Raw genomic sequence first — 16,157 nt, forward strand, 5'->3', positions numbered from 1 at the left:
GCGCTCGGCTGCCGGTCAGCTCTTCTTGCAGTACTGCTCTTCCTTGCCGATCGCGCGGTACACGCAGTCCGCGGTCTCCAGCAGTTGCAGCACCGCCTCGCGGTTGCGGGCGGTCTCCTTCGGGATCACCGAGTCGCGCGGGTAGAACCCGCCGTTGCCGGAGGCCGGGTACATCTCGAAGGTGTACGCGAAGATCTTCTGGTCGCCCCACAGCCAGTCGTCGATCGAGCCGTCGGTGATGTAGAGGTCGCTGGACTGCTCGGGCGTGTAGCCGTTGCTCTCGGCCATGGACGTACCGATGGCGGCGTAGGCGTCATGGTCGTCCTGCGTCATACCGGGGCCGGTGTCGTCGTCGGTGTAGCCGAAGGGCCACAACACCAGTTCGCTGTAGGTGTGGAAGTCGATGGCGGCCTTGATCTGCTGGCTGCCGCCGACGTTGCGGCTGCGGACGAAGTCCGCGACGACCTCGACCTCGGGGGCCGACGCGGCCGACGGGCCGCGGTAGGTCTCGGAGGACGGGCTGCCGGACGAGCCGCCGCAGCAGCCCCACTTGAAGTCCCAGTTGCGGTTGAGGTCGGTGCCGACGCTGCTGGAGCCGGCGTTGGGCTGGCGGTTCTTGCGCCAGCTGCGGAACGAGCCGGTGGCGATGTCGTACTCACCGCCGTCCGGGTTGAGGTCCGGGACGATCCAGATCTCCCGGGAGTCGAGGGCCTTGGTGATCCGGGGGTCGGTGCCGTACTTGGACGTGAACTCGCCCAGCAGATACAGCGCCATCTCGACGGTGAGGTGCTCGCGGGCGTGCTGGTGCGCGGTGAAGAGCACCTCCGGCTCGTCCTCGTCCTCGGCGACGTTGCGGCTGAGCTTGAGCGCGAGGATGTCGCGGCCCTCGTGGGAGGCGCCGATGACCTGCTTGCTCAGCAGGTCGGGGTACTTGGCGACGAGCCCGTCGATCTCCTTCGTCGCCTCGGCGTAGTTGTGGTAGTTCGCGTAGCCGGAGGGGAAGTCCTTGACGCGGCCGGCGGACGGGTTCTCGGTGACGCCCGGTGGGTCGGGCAACTTCTTCAGCGGGTAGCCGAGTTGGCGAACGGCGGCGGCCTGGCCGCGGTCCGCGGTGATGACGACGGCGCGGGCGTGCACCTCGTCCACCGCGGCGCCTGTCGTGGCGAGCGCGTTGGCGATGCCCCGGGCGTCCCGCTTGACGGGTGCTTGCGGGCGCTCCCCGGTGGCGGGCGCGGTCACCTCGTACTGGTGCGGGATTTCCTCCTCCGCCGCACCGAGGGGGAGGCCGGTGGCCGCGGGGCCGGTGTGCGGGGAGTCCTGGGCCCCGTCGGCCATCGGCGCGGCGAGGGCGAGGGAGAGGAGTGCGGCGAGGACGGTGATACGTCCGCCGCGGAGGCGTGGTCGCATGCGGTCTCCTGTGGGGTGTGAGGCGAAGCGACCGCGCCAGTGTTGGCCCTTGGCATGGCCGGGTCAAGGCGTTCGGCGGCCAGATGTGGTCGTGCGGCGTGCGTCGGCGCAGGGGGTCGTGAGATGCCCAAGTTCCGCCAACTTGGCGTGGATGCAGGCAAGTTCATTGCCTCGTGCGTGCCGCGCGCGGACAATGCGCACGACAAACCGAGGGCACCCGGGTGTGGTGCCCTCGGTGACGCATGCTGAGAGGACCCCACATGAATCGACCTCTCGTCGGCTCCCTGGCCACGGCCTTCCTGGGAGCCGCAGTCCTGATGGGCACCGCCGGTACAGCCGGCGCGGCCCTCCACCCCGGCAAGGCGGCGCAGCCCGGCGTGACTCCGACGGTGCAGGCGGCTCTGCACCCGACCCCGGCCGAGGCACGGCAGAAGCCGAGGCCCAAGGCGGTGAACTTCGCCGGCACGGTCGCGCTGAGCAACTGCTCGGGCTCCGTGGTGCGGATGCCCGACTCCCAGCCGAACGACCCGGCACTGGTGATGTCCAACGGCCACTGCCTCGAAGGCGGCATGCCGGGAGCGGGCGAAGTCATCGTCGACCAGCCGTCCACCCGCAGCTTCACCCTGCTCAGCGCGTCGGCGAGCGCGCTGGGCACGATCAAGGCCACCAAGGTCGCGTACGCCACGATGACCGACACCGATGTCTCGCTGTACGAGACCGGCTCGACCTACGCGCAGATCGAGCAGCGCTATGGCATCAAGCCCCTGGAACTGGCCACCGAGCACCCCGCTCAGGGTGCCGCCATCAGCGTGGTCTCCGGCTACTGGAAGAAGATCTACTCCTGCTCCGTCGACGGGTTCGTGCACACCCTCAAGGAAGGCGAGTGGACCTGGAAGGACTCGGTCCGGTACACCCCGGAGTGCAAGACGATCGGCGGGACGTCCGGCTCGCCGGTGATCGACGTAGCCAGCGGCAAGGTCGCGGCCATCAACAACACGGGCAATGAGGACGGTGCGAAGTGCACCGTCAACAACCCCTGTGAGGTGGACGAGAACGGCGAGGTGACGGTCCACCAGGGCATCAACTACGCGCAGCAGACCTACGGCATACCGAAGTGCTTCGGCGTCGGCAACAAGCTGGACCTGAGCAAGGAAGGCTGTGCTCTGCCCAAGCCCTCGGCCAACCGCCGCTGAGCGGGCTCGCCCCCTGACAGGACGCCAGGTCCCGTGCGTGCCGCGCACGGGACCTGGCGGTGGGGGGTGGCGACCGGGGAAGCGTCCGGCTGCCAGGCGCTACGGCAGTCCGTGCACGTGCGCGCCGACCTGGGTGGCGAAGGCGTTGCCGTTCGCGGCGTCCCAGTTCGTCGACCAGGTCATCGCACCCCGCAGACCCGGGTAGGTCTTGGACGGCTTGAACGAGCCGCAGTTGCTGCCCTGGGTGAGGCAGTCCAGTGCTGCGTTGACCACGGAGGGGGCGACGTAGCCGCCGCCCGCCGCGCTGGAGGAGGCCGGCACGCCGATGCCGACCTGGGACGGGTCGAGGCCGCCCTCCAACTGGATGCAGGCGAGTGCGGTAAGGAAGTCCACCGAACCCTGGGCGTAGACCTTGCCGTCGCAGCCGAGCATCGAACCGCTGTTGTAGTACTGCATGTTGACGACGGTCAGGAAGTCCTTGATGCCGAGCGCCGTCTTGAAGTACTCGTTCTGCGGTGACTGCATGTCGATGGTCTGCGGAGCCATCGTCACCACGACGTCGCCGTGCGCGGCGTGCACCGCCTTTAGCGCCTGCGTCATGTACGTCGCGTTGAGACCGTTCTCCAGGTCGATGTCGACGCCGTCGAAGCCGTAGGTGTCCATCAGGCCGTTCAGGGAGTCGGCGAAGTTCTTGGCGGAGGCGTCGTCGTTGACGGACACCGCGCCCTTCTCGCCGCCGACGGACAGGACGACAGACTTTCCGGCCGCCTGCTTCGCCTTGATGTCCGCCTTGAAGTCGTCGACGGAGCCGTAGCCGACGGCCGGGTCGAGGGTGAAGGCGAGGCCGCCGGGCTCGGCGGTGGCCTCGGCGAAGGAGACCGCGATGATGTCGTACGTGTCGTCGACGTCCTTGAGCTTCTGGACGGTGGCGCCGTTGTCGAAGTTCTGCCAGTAGCCGGTGACCGCGTGCTTCGGTACCGCGGCGGTGTCCGCGCGGGTGTCCACGGCGGTGCCCGAGGCGGGGGCGGCCCGGTGTTCCTCGGACGCCTGGGCGGTGCCGGCGGCCAGGAGACCGGCCGACGTGAACGCCGCGGCGGCGAGCCCCGCGAGCAGCCTTCTCTTCACTTTTCCTGATCGTGCGCGAACCACGACTGCCTCCGTGTGGGGGGGAGTTGGGCGAGTGGTGCGGATGCGCGCTCAGGGGCCCCTGTGCTGCCGTACAACGTGGTCCAGACCATTGATCCTGTCAAGGCTCTTGGCGGAACCTGACGTTCCCGCGCGGGCGCCCGGGCGGTATGCGCGGTTTCCCCGGGGGGTATACGCCCATTCCCGGCGGGAGAACGGCCATGACGAGTAGCCCAGAACGTGTTCTCTTGGGGCGTATCTCGTGGATAAAGTGCTGAGCGTATGGCGCCGATGGCGCAGAGCTGTGCCGATCCGCGGTCCCGGGGCCCCCGGAGGCCGGAAGGAGTGGGGGAGCGACGTGCCGACCGCGATTGCAGTCACCAGCCCTGACCTCGCGCTGCCCGCCACCGACCGGCAGACCCCTGCCGCCGTCGTCCTCCAGTCGCCCCAACTCCAGCCGCTGGACGATGCCCTGACGGAGACCAGCGCCGTGCTGGAGCACCACGGGCACCTCATCGTCCTCTACTCCTCGGCCTGCCCGCCGGAACACATCCGCCGTCTGCACACCCTGCGCGCGGTCCTGGAAAGCGACCGGATCGCCATCCTGCCGCTGCCCCTGCCGCCGCTGGGCGTGGCCGTACTCGCCCGTCAGCTGCGGCAGTTGTCCCTCTCCGACCTCAGCCCCGGCGTACTGGCCTGCGCGGCGCGGCTGCTGTCCCACTACGTGCACGCCGGCGCCCTGCTGGGCAGCATCGGCGGCCTGGACCGCGTCGAGGTGGACGTCCGCTCCCATATGAAGTCCTGGCTGCCGGGCTCCCACTTCGCGGTGCTCGCCCATCCGGAGCCGCAGCTGCTGCACATCGACCGGCACAGCACCGACCCGGGACTGCCCGCACCGGGCTATGTCACCCGGCTCACCGTCGCCCGCGGCCGGCTCGCCGCGGAATGGGTGGGCGGGGTGCTCGCCCCCGCCTGGCAGGTGCAGGGCGTCCACGAGGACCGGCTGCCCGCCGAGTCCCCGCGCTGGTGGGGCACCCAGAAGCTGATCGAATTCGCCGCCGCCATCCCCGACCTGTCGGTCCTCTACCAGCTGGTCGCGTCCGTACGCCGCGAGCCCTGCCGGTGGTGCGGCGTGGAACTGATCGGCGACCGCTGCGCGTTCTGCGCGGCGCCGCTGCGGGGAGCGGGGTCCGCGGGAGGCGCGCGCGGGCGGAGCGCCGGGGCGCCGGCGGCCATAGCGGGCCCGGCGGCGGGCGCTTCCGCCGCACCGACCGCCTCCGCAGGAACCCCCACTCTCGCCAGACCGTCCACTGCCGCCGCACCGCCCGCTCCGGAGCCGCCCCCGGCCGCCACACCTCCCTCCCCGCTGAGACAGCGGGGTCTCTCACCCGTCGCGCCGGCCGGGGTGCCCGGTGGGCGCGGCGCGTGCGGCGAGCCCGGCCGACCGGACGTACGGGGGCCGCAGGTGACGGGAGGCCCGTATCAGCCGGGTACCGGCGTGCCCTACTCCACCGGCGCCCCCGGTTTCACCACCGGCCCCGGCCTGCCGGGCGGTCCGGGATTCCCCGAGGGGCCCGATGCCGCAGCGAGTCCGCGGACGGTGGCCCACGTGCGCTGACGCCCGCCCGACCGGCCACCGCTCCCGTGACGCTCGCCGACCGACCCCACCGATCCCGCCGTCCCTGCCGCTCGTCCCGATCGAGGTCCCTTCCCCATGAACTCTCGCCAGCGCCGCGGAGTGATCCTGCTGCTCGTGTCGGTCCTCTGTGCGATCGGCGCGTTTCTCGGCGTGCTGTCGGTGATCAAGAACGTCGAGTCCAAGGTCGGGCCCGAGACGACGGCGTACCGGCTGAAGACGGATGTCGCGGCCTATAAACCGCTGGATCCGGGGCAGTTCGAGAAGGTGAGCATGCCGAAGCGATGGCTGCCGTCCACCGCCGTGACCGACCTCGACCAGGTCAGCGGCAAGATAGCGGTGACCCCGCTGAAGAAGGGGTCGCTGCTGCAGGACGACATGGTCGTCGAGCGCCCGGCACTGAAGTCCGGGCAACAGGAGATCGCCATCATGATCGACGCGGCCACCGGTGTGGCCGGAAAGATCAACCCCGGTGCGCGGGTGAACATCTACGCCACCTTCGAGGGCAAGCGCGCCGAGGACAAGCCGGTCTCCAAGGTCATCGTCGCCGGCGCCCAGGTCATCGATGTCGGCAAACTGACGCCCCTGGAAGCCACCGACCCGGGGGAGACCGCAGGCACCCGCCAGGCCGGCGAGGCCGTCCCGATCACCTTCGCCCTGGACACCCGGGACGCCCAACGCGTCGCGTACGCCGAGTCCTTCGCCTCCCACGTACGCCTCGCGCTCCTCGCGCCCGACAGCGAGGCCACCATCCCACCCGGCGAGCGCACCTACACCCTCGACGGCGACAAGTGACCCGGAGGCCCAGGTGACCATCCGTATCCTCCCGGCAGTCGGCGACCCCGACGCCGCGCGAGCCGTGACCGAACTGCTCGGCCGGCTGCCGGACGCCGCTCCCCTCCCCGCCGTCGGCGACTCCGCCGCCCTGCTCGCCGCGCTGGCCGGCACGGCGGCCGGCGGTGCGCCGCCCGCGGGACCGCCGCCGCCCGCCGGGTCCCCGGCCGCCGTCGAAGGGCTCCCCGAAGTCGTCCTCGTCCACGAACGGATCGGGCCGCTGCCGGCCCTGGAGCTGATCCGAGAGGTGGCCCTGCGCTTCCCGTCCGTCGGCGTCGTGCTGATCACCACCGACGCAGGTCCCGCACTCTTCGCCGCGGCGATGGACGCCGGAGCCCGCGGCATCGTCGGACTGCCGCTCTCCTATGAGGAGTTGGCGGGCCGGGTGCAGGCCGCCGCCCAGTGGTCGGCGGGCGTGCGGGTACACCTCGGGGGCGGCCAGGAGGCGACCGCCGGGCCGAGCGGCATCCTGGTGACCGTGACCGGAGCCAAGGGCGGCGTCGGCACCACCGTCACCGCCGTCCAGCTGGCCCTGGCCGCGCGGGCCGCGGGCCGCAGCGTCGCGCTGGTGGACATGGACCTCCAGTCCGGCGATGTCGCCTCCTACCTGGACGTCCAGTTCCGCCGCTCCGTCGTCGACCTGGCGGGCATCGAGGACATCTCGGTGCGGGTCCTCCAGGACGCGGTGCACGACCATCACACCGGGCTGGGACTGCTCCTCGCCCCGGAGGAGGGCGAGCGCGGCGAGGAGGTCGACGACCGGGCCGCCCGCCAGATCGTCACTGCGCTGCGCTCCCGCTACGAAGTGGTGGTCGTCGACTGCGGCGCCCAGATGCAGTCCGCCAGCGCCGCGGCCGTGGAACTCGCCGATGTGGCACTGCTGGTGACCACTCCGGACGTGGTGTCCGTACGGGCCGCGAAACGGCAGGTGCGGCTGTGGGACCGGCTCCAGATCCGCAAGGCCGAGGACACCACCACCGTCGTCAACCGTCTCACCCGCAACACCGAGATCCAGCCGCCGCTGGTCGCAAGGGCCACCGGCACCCAGGTGGCCAGGACCGCCGTCCCGGCTGCCTTCAAGGAGCTTCAGCCCTGCGTCGACGCGGGCCGGATGCAGGATCTCGACGGCAGGTCCACGGTCAAGCAGGCGTTGTGGGCGCTGGCCGGCGAACTGGGCCTGGGCGAGTCGCCGGCCGTGCGGCAGGGGCGTGGCAGCCACCGGGCGCGGACGTCGCTCACCGGGCGCGGCAAGCGCAAGGCCATAACCGCGGGGGCTCCGGCAGCGGCGCAACCGGCCGGCGGCGCCGCCCCGGGGCCCGCGGCAGGGCCCCGTGCGCGGTTCGGCGCGCGGCGCAGCCCGTCGGCGGCCCGGAGCGCGGGGCCGTTCGACCCGGCCGGTCCGTACGAGGAGGGCTGAGCGGTGCGGCGCCCGCTGGGCGGAAGCGACCGGGGGCAGGTGTCGGTGGAGTTCCTCGGGCTGCTTCCGCTGATCGCGGTGGTGCTTGCGCTGCTCTGGCAGTTCGTGCTCGTCGGCTACACCTACTCGCTCGCCGCCAACTCCGCCGACCGCGGTGCGCGCGCCGCGACCGCCACCGAGACCGGCGGCGCGGGCGCCTGCCGCACCGCCGCCGAGGACGATCTTCCCTCCTCCTGGCGCAGCGGCGCCGCGACCTCCTGTCACATCGAGTCGGGGCTGTGGAAGGCGACGGTCCGTATCAAGGTCCCGGTGCTGTTCCCCGGCGCCGCCGACTTCCCCTGGACGGTCACCGGCACGGCCGGTGCGGTGAAGGAGAGCGGACGATGAGGGCGATGCCGGCAGGCAGGCGGGCGGGCGCCGGGCGGGGGGCCGCGCGGCTGCGCGGCCGCGGCCGGGACCGCGGCCAGGTGTCCATCGAGTTCCTCGGCTTCCTGCCGATCCTGCTCGCCGTCGCCCTGGGCGTCATCCAGCTGGGCCTCGGCGCGTACGCCGTCCAGCAGGCCGGAACGGCCGCACGCGCCGCGGCCCGCACGGCGTCCCTGGACGAGGCCGACCGCGAGGCCAGTCCGCAGGCCGCGGGCCGGGCCGCGATGAGCGGCTGGCTCGGCGACGGCACGACGATCTCGGTGGGCGGCTCCGGCGAATCCGTGCGCGCCACCGCGACCGTGCGGATCCCCTCCCTCGTCCCCGGCGTCGACTTCGGATCCGCAAGCCGCAGCGCCACCATGCCCCGCCCCGCCGCACCCCGCGCCCTGGGGCCGTTCCCGGCCGCCGGGCCCGCGACCGCGATCAGCTTCGAAGGAGCAGCCCCGCGATGAGTCTGAAAGCCCGGATCGTCGCACCCGAAGCGCCGTCGGAGGCACGTCAGGACAGCCACCTGGTCGCCGTCTATCGCGCCAAGCTGCTCGAAGAGATCGACCTGGCCGAGATGTCCTCGCTGGCCGCCGCCGAACGCCGGTCCCGGCTGGAGCGCGTACTGGGCCACATCATCAGCCGCGAGGGCCCGGTGCTGTCCACCGCCGAGCGCTCCCAGCTGATCCGCCGGGTGGTGGACGAGGCGCTCGGTCTCGGCGTGCTCGAACCGCTCCTCGAGGACGCCTCGATCACCGAGATCATGGTCAACGGACCCGACCAGGTGTACGTCGAGCGGGCCGGCCGGGTCGAGCTGCTGCCCGTCCGCTTCGCCTCCCACGAGCAGTTGATGCAGACCATCGAGCGGATCGTCTCCACCGTCAACCGGCGGGTCGACGAGTCCAATCCGATGGTCGACGCGCGGCTGCCCTCCGGTGAGCGCGTCAACGTCATCATCCCGCCGCTCGCGCTGAACGGCGCCACCCTCACCATCCGCCGCTTCCCGCGCGCCTACACCCTCGCCGAACTCATCGGCATGGGCACGCTCGACGAGCAGATGCTGATGCTGCTCGCCGGGCTGGTGCGCGCCAAGTTCAACATCGTCGTCTCCGGCGCCACCGGCGCGGGCAAGACGACCCTGCTCAACGCGCTCTCCGGGCTGATCCCCGACGGCGAGCGCATCATCACCGTCGAGGACGCCGCCGAGCTCCAGCTTCAGCAGAGCCACGTCATCAGACTGGAGTCGCGGCCGCCCAACGTCGAGGGCAAGGGCCGCATCACCATCCGCGACCTGGTACGCAACTCCCTGCGCATGCGCCCCGACCGCATCATCGTCGGCGAGGTGCGCGGCGGCGAGACACTCGACATGCTCCAGGCGATGTCGACCGGACACGACGGCTCGCTCGCCACCGTGCACGCCAACAGCGCCGAGGACGCCCTGATGCGCCTGCAGACGCTGGCCTCCATGTCGGACGTCAAGATCCCGTTCGAGGCGCTGCGGGACCAGATCAACAGCGCCGTCGACTGCATCGTGCAGCTCGGCAGGCACGCCGACGGCTCCCGCCGGATCACCGAGATCGCCGTCCTGGACTCCCGCGGCCACGAGGACTACCGGATCGCCACGGTCTGCCGCTTCGACGCCCAACCCATGGGCGCCGACCGCGTCGTGCACGGCCGGTTCCGCTATTACCCGCTGCCGCCCCGCGTCGCCGAACGTCTCTTCATGGCGAGCGAACCCGCCCCGCCCGCCTTCGGCGTAGCCACCAGCGGCGACCAGCTCAACACCCGGAGGGCCACCTCATGACCGGCCTGAACGACCCGGCCCTGCTCGCCGTCGGCGCCACGTTGCTGTGCGTCGTGCTCGCCGTCGCCGGAGTACGGACCTACGCGGCCGGGCGCGCCCAGCGGCAGGCGGTGGTCGACCGCCTCGCCGACGAGCGCCGGCTGCCGCAGACCGGGCGGCGGCGCCGCTTCCCGTCCGTTGACCGCGCCCTGCGCGACACCCGCTTCGGCCGCCGACTCGCGCTGCGGCTGGCCGCCACCGGCCTGGACGTCACCCCCGGCGAGTTCTTCGTCGCGATGCTCGGCACGGTCGTCGCGCTCTGGCTGATCGCGCAGGCCACCCTCGCCGCGTTCTTCGGCCCGATCGCCGCGCTCACCGCCGTCTGGGCCGCGTTCGCGTTCCTCAACTGGCAGCGCCAGAAGCGGATCGAGAAGTTCATCAACCAGCTCCCCGAGCTGTCCCGGATCCTCGCCAACGCCACCCAGGCAGGACTTGCGCTGCGCACCGCGCTGGGCATGGCGGCCGAGGAACTGGAGGCCCCGGCAGGCGAGGAACTCGCCAAGGTCTCCGACAAGCTCGCCGTCGGCCACTCCGTCGACGAGGCACTCGGCGAACTCGCCGAACGGCTGCCCTCCCGCGAACTCGTCGTCCTGGTCACCACCTTGGTGCTCTCCCACCGCGCCGGCGGCACCGTCGTCGGCTCCCTGCGCAACCTCACCACGACCCTGGAGGAGCGCAAGGAGACCCGTCGCGAGGTCCGCACCCAGCTCTCCCAGGTCGTCGTCACCGCCTACGTCGTCCCGCTGCTGGGCATCGGCACCCTGCTGCTGATGAACCGGATCGCGCCGGGCGCCATCGACCGGATGACGTCCTCCTTCCTCGGGCAGTTCGCGGTGGTCGCGTCGTTCGTCCTCTACGCGCTGGGCTTCTTCTTCATCCGTCGCTTCGCCAAGATCGACATCTAGGTATCGGGTATCGCCATGGGAATCGGACCACTGCTGGCCGCCGCCTTCGCCCTGTCGGTCGTCGGCATCTGCTGCGGTATCGCGCTCTACCGCCGCGAGGCCAGGCTCCCGCCCGACCTCGCGCTGTCCCTGGAGGTCGGCTCCACCAGAACCACCGCCGTCGGCTCCGCTGTGGACCGCACGGGCATGCGCTACGCGCCGCTCGTGCTGCGGCTGATGGGCGAAAAACGCGTCGCCCGGGTCCGGCGCCGCATCGACCTGGCGGGCAACCCCGGTGGCCTCACCGTCGACCGCTACGCCGCCCGCCGCGCCGTCTACGGGGCCCTGGGCTTCGGCGGCGCGCTGGTGATGTTCCTGCGCGATCAGCCGCTTCTCGGCGTTCTGATGGTGCTCTTCGGCCTCTTCTGGACCGAGGTCGGCATCTGGGCCGCCATCCGCCAGCGCAAGGACACCATCGAACGCACTCTTCCGGACTTCCTCGACGTGCTCGCCGTCGTCGTCAGCGCGGGCCTGAGCTTCCGTCAGGCACTGGACCGGGTGGCCGAGAAGTACGAAGGCCCCTGGGCCGACGAACTGCGCATCACCCTGCGCCAGATGGACATGGGGGTCAGTCGCCGGGTGGCCTTCGAAGAACTACGCAAACGCAACGACTCCGAACAGGTCGCCCAATTCGTCACGGCCCTCCAGCAGGGCGAGGAGCTGGGCTCGCCGATCGTCGACACCCTTATCCAGATAGCCAACGACATGCGCCGCACCGACGCCCAGAACGCCCGCCGGCGCGCCGCCCGGGCGGTCCCCAAGGCCACGATGATCGTCACCACCTTCATGGTCCCGGCCACGATGATCCTGCTGATCGCCGGCTTCTTCCTGGGGTCCGGCACCAACTTCGGCTCCCTGATGGGCGACTGAACGATGGCCGCGCCCCGGCCCGGGCGCCGTCGACGCGATGTGCATCCGCAAGGCGGGGCCCTTCCCGCGCCGCCCGCGCCTTCGCTGACCGCGACCGGCCCCGGCGTCCGCACACCTCGGCGTACGGTCAACGCTTCCCGGCCCCGCGGCCGCCCGGCGGCCCCGCCGCTCCCGGGGCCATGACGGCCCGGATCCCGCGCCCACCCGCCACCGCGGCGCGCCACCGGCCGGATGACACCGATGTACCCACCGCTTCTCGCCAACGCCTTCGCAGGAGCAACGAGTTGTGCCACAGTGGGTGCGCTGGCGGCTCCCCTCGCACCGCGGTGCGGGCGGGCCGGCCGGTCCGCCAAGGCGCCGGAGCGCCGGATGGTCCCGGAGGGGGAACGGGGGTGGTCGAGGTGCGACTGAGTGGCCGAAACACGCCATTGTGCCTCCCGCGCGCGTTCCCGGACGAGGACGGGGTTCGGAATCCCTGTTCCGGGAACCCTGTTCCGGCGTACTTTCTTCGTGTCAAGAGCGCGGCCCACCGCGCCGACACCACGGGGGCAGACCGGCCGGACCAGAGCGGGACGGCCGCCCATGGAGGGGAAGACGATGGCGAAGCGGGTTTTGGGGAACGACCGGGGACAGACCTCGATCGAGTACCTGGGGATCATCGCGGTGGTCGTGGCGATCGTCCTGGTCCTGTCGACCACGGACTTCGGCAGTCAGATCGCGAATGCCATCGCGAACAAGATCTCCGACGTCGTCGGCATCTAGCCGCCGCCACGGCCGTGACGGCCCACACTGCGCGCCGCCGACGGCGCGACGCGGGGCAGGCCTTTCCGCTCTACATCGTGGCGGTAGGGGGCCTGCTCTTTCTCGCGCTCGCGTTCTTCGCCGTCGGCCAGGCCGCGGCCACCCGCAACGGCGCGCAGACCGCCGCCGACGCGGCCGCGCTCGCCGCCGGACAGAAGTACCGCGATCAGCTGAGCACCGCCCTTCTCGACGCGATCCGTGCCGGCGAAGGTGACGAGGACGCATCGGCCTGGGAGGAGCTGCTGAACGGCCGTGGTGTCCCCTCAGCGGCGGCCTGCGCGGCGGCGGACTGGTTCGCCGGGGAGAACGACGCGGCCGTCTCCGCCTGCACCCCGGACTCCTGGCCCACGTCCTTCGCCGTGACGGTCAAGACCCGTAACACCGTCGGTGATTCGGTCATCCCGGGGACCGAGAACCGGCACGCGTCGGCGGAGGCGCAGTCCGTCGTCGGCCCCCGCTGCACCATCGACACACCGCCGTCGGACGAGGGCGGTACCACCGGCGGCACGGCCGGAAAGGACGGCGAGGACGGCAAGGGCGACCCCGCGGGCAAGGACGGCGAGGACGAGGGTGACGAGCCGCCGCCGGTCACGCTCCTCTGCGACGGAAAGAGCTGGACGCTCGACCCGGACAAGCCACAGGATCTCCCCGACGCCTCCGACCTGTTCTCCGTACGTCTCGCCCGCTGACCGGCTCCACCTCGCGCCCCGGTCGCACCGAACCTCCCGGCCGGGCCCGCCCGAAGACCCGACCGAACCGAGCAGTCGACGATCAAAGGAATCGCATCCATGAGCATTCGGCGCACCACGAAGGCCGCCAGGGGAGCGGTCGCCATGGCGAGCGCCGTCGGCCTGGCTCTGGTCGTGGCCGGCTGCGGTGGCGACGGCGGCGGGTCGAAGGCGACGGACGACAAGAAGCCGGCGGCCCACAGCTCCGCCCCGAAGGAGAGCGACCCCGGCGCGCCCGCGGCCGACTCCGACAAGGTGATCGGTGAGATGAAGGGGCCGGACGGCGTGGTCGTCACCCTCCACTCCGTGGTCCGCGACTCCGGCGGCTTCGTGACGGTCAACGGCACGGTGACCAACCGCGGCACCCGCGCCTTCAACGCCATCGACTGGCGCTCCAATGAGACCGAGATGCGCTCCCGTTCCTCCATCTCGGGGGCCACGCTCGTGGACAAGGCGGGCAAGAAGAGGTACTTGGTGCTGCGCGACACCAACGGCGAGTGCCTGTGCACCACCGGACTCAGCGGTCTGATGCCGGGCTCCAGCCGTCCGGTCTTCGCGCAGTTCCCGGCGCCGCCCGCCAAGGTGACCGAAGTCGACTTCCAGCTGCCGACGATGCCGCCGGCCGGCGTGCAGATCACGGACTGAGCCGGCCGATGACCTCCACCCGGACCCCACGTGCGCCCCGCGCCGCCCGTACGGCCGTCACGGCCGCCCTCGCGCTGCTGCTGACCGCGGCGCTGACAGTGCCGGCCGCCCGGGCCGACCCGCCCGGCGTGACCGAGAACTCCGACCCCCCGGTGCGGATCGACACCCACGACCCCGACCTCAAGATGGTCCAAGGGGCCGAGCTGGCGCCCTCCAAGGTGCTCAACATCAAATCGATCGTCGAGACCGACGACGGCTCCGAGCGCCGGCAGGACACCAACGACAACGTGACCTTCGCGCTGCAGGCCGAGGTCCTCTTCGGCAAGGACAGCGCGAAGCTCACACCGGACGCGCTCTCCCGTATCGCCACCATCGCCGCGGAGATCGAGAAGCAGAACGCCACAGGCTTGCGGGTGTTCGGGTTCACGGACAACCTCGGCTCCGCCGGGCACGGCCTGGTGCTCTCCAAGGACCGTGCCAACGCCGTCCAGCGGGAGCTGGCCAAGGAGCTCGATTCCTCGGTCACCTTCCAGATCCGTGGCTACGGCGAGCAGTATCCGATCGCCGACAACGGCACGGAAGCCGGCCGTAAGAAGAATCGCCGTGTCGAGGTGAGCTTCCCGCGCGACGGGTCGTGAGCGTCCGCCGTACGGCGGCAGCCTCCGATGCGCGGACCCCGGTTCGCGGCGCCGGTTGCCGACCGGAAAGGGTGAACGCAGGGCCATTGCGCGGCGAAGTACGGGACGTTGGCCCGGCAGATAGTACATATGGGGATAAGTGCCCCGTGAGGACATCTGCCCTATGGTCACTTACGCACCGCACGCACGCGATCAGCTGGAAGTGCATCGCGCGGCCCCACCTGCCTGCTCCTGCCCTGGGAGAAGGGGTTCGCGGCAGGGAGACGAGCCACCAGCTGATTCCGCGCGCCGGCGGGCGCGGGTGCCCGGCGCGCGGGGGAACGTCCGTACGGTCAGCGCGTGTTGTCGGGGGTCACCGTGAGGCGCAGCCCCGGGCGCAGGCCCCAGCGTGCCATCGCTCCCGCCTCCGCCTCCAGGACGTGTCGCGCCCGCGGCCGTGGCAGCCCCAGGCGCCCCGGAGACATGGTGCGTACGGCCAGCACGGTGAAATCCCGGCTCAGATACGCGATATCGAGCGCGAACCGCATCCGGAAGGTGTGGATGCCGCTCGCCGGCGTGAGCAGCAGCGCCCCTTCGATGCCGTCGCGGCCCAGCAGGCCACGGGTGCGGGTGCGGTAGGACGCCGCGATCTCCACCGGAATGTCGGTGGCCGCGCCGTGCAGGATCCCCGGGCCGTTCTCCCAACGCGCCATGGGCGACGTTCTATCAGCTCCCCGTTCTAAGGTCGACGCGTGTCAGTGATGCTGATGGTTCTCGCCGCCGCCTACGGGGCCGCGGCAGGGCTGCTCATACCGCGACCGGCCCACCGGCTGAGTGTCGAGCCCGAGGAGGAGTGGCGCGCGACCTGTCCGGAGGGGCACCCGATCGCCGGGATGGCGCGGGGCTGGGTGGGGCGGGGGCGCTGCGCGCACTGCGGGACGTACGGGCCGGGCGTGCTGCCGACCGCCACGGTCACCTCGCTGGTCTGCGCGGCCCTGGCTGCTGCCACCGGACCGCGGCCCGAGCTGGCCGCCTGGCTGCTCGCGGCGCCGGTCGCGGTGCTGCTCGTGGCCGTCGACCGGCGGGTGCGGCGCCTCCCCGACGAGCTGACCCTGCCGCTGGCCGCCGCGGTCGCGGGGGTCCTGGGGGTGGTCGGATGGCTGACGGGGGAGACCGGGGCGTGGCGGCGGGCCCTGCTCGGCGGGCTGGTGCTCGGGGGGTTCTATCTGCTGCTGTTCGTCCTCAGACCGGCCGGGCTGGGCCTGGGAGACGTCAAGCTGGCTCTCGGGCTGGGGGTCGCCCTCGGGTGGTACGGCTGGCGCACCGTCGTCACGGGTGGCGCGGCGGGGGTGCTGATCGGGGCCCTCTACGGCGCCGGACTGGTGCTGTTCCGGCGCGACGGCCGGAAGGCGACCATGCCCCTCGGCCCGTTCATGATCGCCGGTGCCTTCTGCGGCCTGCTGCTGGGAGCGTCCGCGGCCACCTGATCCGCACGCGGCCGCTCGGTGAGGGCTACTGGCAGGAGCTCCGGGGGGCAGTGCCTGAGGCTGTCCCGCCCGCCCCGGATCGCCCTGCGGAAGACCCGTCCAGGGCTCCAGGACGGCCGATTGCCCCACCGCGCCCCACCCCGCTCCGCCGGAGCCACGCCGTGATTCCCGGGGGTGCGCGGAGCACGACCCCAGCAGG

17 protein-coding genes are annotated in these 16,157 nt (G+C 71.7%); 14 read left to right on the forward strand and 3 right to left on the reverse strand.

Features of this window, described 5'->3' with window-relative positions; all coding sequences use genetic code 11:
- Window positions 1–15: 15 nt before the first annotated feature.
- On the reverse strand, window positions 16–1,407 hold the full coding sequence (locus tag ACGFZW_RS29430) for a M14 family metallopeptidase (RefSeq protein WP_393896284.1): 1,392 nt from the start codon (window positions 1,405–1,407) through the stop codon (window positions 16–18).
- Window positions 1,408–1,667: 260 nt separating this feature from the next.
- Between ACGFZW_RS29430 and ACGFZW_RS29435 the strand changes: the two genes are divergently transcribed.
- Window positions 1,668–2,600: a serine protease gene (locus tag ACGFZW_RS29435; RefSeq protein ID WP_393896285.1), complete on the forward strand. Its 933-nt coding sequence runs from the start codon at window positions 1,668–1,670 to the stop codon at window positions 2,598–2,600.
- A gap of 99 nt (window positions 2,601–2,699) precedes the next feature.
- On the opposite strand, the gene ACGFZW_RS29440 is transcribed toward ACGFZW_RS29435, so the two are convergent.
- Complete coding sequence (locus ACGFZW_RS29440; RefSeq protein WP_393896286.1) at window positions 2,700–3,749, reverse strand: chitinase; 1,050 nt, start codon at window positions 3,747–3,749, stop codon at window positions 2,700–2,702.
- Between the two features lie 334 nt (window positions 3,750–4,083).
- On the opposite strand from ACGFZW_RS29440, the gene ACGFZW_RS29445 reads away from it, so the two are divergent.
- The 12 genes from ACGFZW_RS29445 to ACGFZW_RS29500 all read left to right on the forward strand — a co-directional run bounded on the left by ACGFZW_RS29445 (window position 4,084) and on the right by ACGFZW_RS29500 (window position 14,492).
- On the forward strand, window positions 4,084–5,343 hold the full coding sequence (locus tag ACGFZW_RS29445; RefSeq protein ID WP_393896287.1) for a hypothetical protein: 1,260 nt from the start codon (window positions 4,084–4,086) through the stop codon (window positions 5,341–5,343).
- Between the two features lie 96 nt (window positions 5,344–5,439).
- Entirely contained in the window at window positions 5,440–6,156 is a 717-nt protein-coding gene (cpaB, locus tag ACGFZW_RS29450; RefSeq protein WP_393896288.1) for a Flp pilus assembly protein CpaB, read from the forward strand.
- A 13-nt stretch (window positions 6,157–6,169) separates the two neighbouring features.
- Complete coding sequence (locus ACGFZW_RS29455; protein WP_393896289.1) at window positions 6,170–7,612, forward strand: CpaE family protein; 1,443 nt, start codon at window positions 6,170–6,172, stop codon at window positions 7,610–7,612.
- A gap of 3 nt (window positions 7,613–7,615) precedes the next feature.
- Window positions 7,616–7,999: a TadE family protein gene (locus tag ACGFZW_RS29460; protein ID WP_393896290.1), complete on the forward strand. Its 384-nt coding sequence runs from the start codon at window positions 7,616–7,618 to the stop codon at window positions 7,997–7,999.
- Window positions 7,996–8,490, forward strand: coding sequence for a TadE/TadG family type IV pilus assembly protein (locus tag ACGFZW_RS29465; protein WP_393896291.1), 495 nt, complete (start codon window positions 7,996–7,998; stop codon window positions 8,488–8,490). Before ACGFZW_RS29460 ends, ACGFZW_RS29465 begins: the two co-directional genes overlap by 4 nt.
- Window positions 8,487–9,827: a CpaF family protein gene (locus tag ACGFZW_RS29470; protein WP_393896292.1), complete on the forward strand. Its 1,341-nt coding sequence runs from the start codon at window positions 8,487–8,489 to the stop codon at window positions 9,825–9,827. The genes ACGFZW_RS29465 and ACGFZW_RS29470 overlap by 4 nt, the downstream gene beginning before the upstream one ends.
- Window positions 9,824–10,771: a type II secretion system F family protein gene (locus ACGFZW_RS29475; protein ID WP_393896293.1), complete on the forward strand. Its 948-nt coding sequence runs from the start codon at window positions 9,824–9,826 to the stop codon at window positions 10,769–10,771. Before ACGFZW_RS29470 ends, ACGFZW_RS29475 begins: the two co-directional genes overlap by 4 nt.
- 15 nt (window positions 10,772–10,786) lie before the next feature.
- The gene (locus tag ACGFZW_RS29480; RefSeq protein ID WP_393896294.1) at window positions 10,787–11,680 is read left to right on the forward strand and encodes a DUF5936 domain-containing protein; all 894 of its coding nucleotides are present in this window, start codon (window positions 10,787–10,789) and stop codon (window positions 11,678–11,680) included.
- Window positions 11,681–12,277: 597 nt separating this feature from the next.
- Complete coding sequence (locus ACGFZW_RS29485) at window positions 12,278–12,442, forward strand: membrane protein (RefSeq protein ID WP_033266190.1); 165 nt, start codon at window positions 12,278–12,280, stop codon at window positions 12,440–12,442.
- A gap of 14 nt (window positions 12,443–12,456) precedes the next feature.
- The gene (locus ACGFZW_RS29490; RefSeq protein WP_393896295.1) at window positions 12,457–13,170 is read left to right on the forward strand and encodes a pilus assembly protein TadG-related protein; all 714 of its coding nucleotides are present in this window, start codon (window positions 12,457–12,459) and stop codon (window positions 13,168–13,170) included.
- Between the two features lie 99 nt (window positions 13,171–13,269).
- Complete coding sequence (locus ACGFZW_RS29495; RefSeq protein ID WP_393896296.1) at window positions 13,270–13,854, forward strand: hypothetical protein; 585 nt, start codon at window positions 13,270–13,272, stop codon at window positions 13,852–13,854.
- An 8-nt stretch (window positions 13,855–13,862) separates the two neighbouring features.
- A complete protein-coding gene (locus ACGFZW_RS29500) occupies window positions 13,863–14,492 on the forward strand; it encodes an OmpA family protein (RefSeq protein WP_393896297.1) in 630 nt (209 codons plus the stop codon).
- 332 nt (window positions 14,493–14,824) lie between these two features.
- Here the strand turns inward: ACGFZW_RS29500 and ACGFZW_RS29505 are convergent, their stop codons facing one another.
- Entirely contained in the window at window positions 14,825–15,184 is a 360-nt protein-coding gene (locus tag ACGFZW_RS29505) for a DUF192 domain-containing protein (protein ID WP_393896298.1), read from the reverse strand.
- A 39-nt stretch (window positions 15,185–15,223) separates the two neighbouring features.
- On the opposite strand from ACGFZW_RS29505, the gene ACGFZW_RS29510 reads away from it, so the two are divergent.
- Window positions 15,224–15,958, forward strand: a complete 735-nt coding sequence (locus ACGFZW_RS29510) for a prepilin peptidase (protein ID WP_393896299.1) — start codon at window positions 15,224–15,226, stop codon at window positions 15,956–15,958.
- The last annotated feature ends 199 nt before the right edge of the window (window positions 15,959–16,157 follow it).

The sequence above is a fragment of the Streptomyces sp. NPDC048248 genome (genome assembly GCF_043201875.1).
Lineage (GTDB): Bacteria > Actinomycetota > Actinomycetes > Streptomycetales > Streptomycetaceae > Streptomyces.

Bases quoted from the DNA above. Each gene is read 5' to 3' on its own strand.
- ACGFZW_RS29475 (WP_393896293.1), top strand. From the start codon at position 9,824: ATGACCGGCCTGAACGACCCGGCCCTGCTCGCCGTCGGCGCCACGTTG.
- ACGFZW_RS29495 (WP_393896296.1), top strand. From the start codon at position 13,270: ATGAGCATTCGGCGCACCACGAAGGCCGCCAGGGGAGCGGTCGCCATG.
- ACGFZW_RS29435 (WP_393896285.1), top strand. From the start codon at position 1,668: ATGAATCGACCTCTCGTCGGCTCCCTGGCCACGGCCTTCCTGGGAGCC.
- ACGFZW_RS29465 (WP_393896291.1), top strand. From the start codon at position 7,996: ATGAGGGCGATGCCGGCAGGCAGGCGGGCGGGCGCCGGGCGGGGGGCC.
- cpaB (WP_393896288.1), top strand. From the start codon at position 5,440: ATGAACTCTCGCCAGCGCCGCGGAGTGATCCTGCTGCTCGTGTCGGTC.
- ACGFZW_RS29485 (WP_033266190.1), top strand. From the start codon at position 12,278: ATGGCGAAGCGGGTTTTGGGGAACGACCGGGGACAGACCTCGATCGAG.
- ACGFZW_RS29480 (WP_393896294.1), top strand. From the start codon at position 10,787: ATGGGAATCGGACCACTGCTGGCCGCCGCCTTCGCCCTGTCGGTCGTC.
- ACGFZW_RS29470 (WP_393896292.1), top strand. From the start codon at position 8,487: ATGAGTCTGAAAGCCCGGATCGTCGCACCCGAAGCGCCGTCGGAGGCA.
- ACGFZW_RS29505 (WP_393896298.1), bottom strand. From the start codon at position 15,184: ATGGCGCGTTGGGAGAACGGCCCGGGGATCCTGCACGGCGCGGCCACC.
- ACGFZW_RS29500 (WP_393896297.1), top strand. From the start codon at position 13,863: ATGACCTCCACCCGGACCCCACGTGCGCCCCGCGCCGCCCGTACGGCC.
- ACGFZW_RS29430 (WP_393896284.1), bottom strand. From the start codon at position 1,407: ATGCGACCACGCCTCCGCGGCGGACGTATCACCGTCCTCGCCGCACTC.